This window comes from Komagataeibacter kakiaceti JCM 25156 (genome assembly GCF_000613305.1).
The window spans coordinates 1-704 of the sequence record NZ_BAIO01000823.1; the positions used below are offsets into that span (position 1 = coordinate 1).

General features: G+C 67.6%; 1 protein-coding gene. It reads right to left on the minus strand.

Annotated elements, in window-relative coordinates:
- Positions 1-10 precede the first annotated feature (10 nt).
- The coding region (locus JCM25156_RS19250) for an NUDIX hydrolase (RefSeq protein WP_025814435.1) at positions 11-704 on the minus strand (694 nt) is incomplete at its 5' end.

Below are 704 nucleotides of genomic sequence, written 5' to 3' on the forward strand. Positions count from 1 at the left end.
CGGTATGGAATCAGGTGGGGTGGGGCATGTGCCAGCCGGTCAGGCCACGGCGCAGACGCTGGCCGTCGGGGCTGGCGGCGTCGATCATGCCGGTGCGCAGGAACAGGTCGATCAGGACAAGATTGACGTTGAACTTGAACTCATCGGTATCGCGCACCAGCCTGTAGGCGTCCCGCAGGGGGATCAGGCGGAATTCCTCTACCTCCCCATCGGCGGGCACGGGCACGAAATCGGGTGGCAGGTCCAGTTCGAAACAGTGCAGCACATCCCGGCGCAATCCCTCCGGCCTGTCAAGCGCGTAACATATATCCGCCGTGGGGCGGGCCCTGCGCACCAGATCCTCGGGCAGGCTGGCTTCTTCCGCCGCTTCCTTGATCAAGGTCTGGAGAACGGTATGCCCCGCCGGAATGCCGCCCGCCACCAGGTGGTCCAGCTTGCCGGGGTCGAGGCGCTTGGTCATGGCGCGCCGGGCCACCCACAGGTGCAGCCCGTCCGCGCGGCGGACCACCCCGTTCAGATGCACGCCCGCCGCCATGAGACCGAACAGCGGCAGCGCACCCCGGTCTATCCGGGCGACCGGCGGGGCGGCTATGTCGGTCCAGACATCAAACAGTTCATGGTGGGAGCGGTAAACCCCTTCCGCCGCCATGGCCGCGCCGATCAGTTCAAGCCGCGCGGGGTCGGGCAGGGTGACGGTCGTGCCC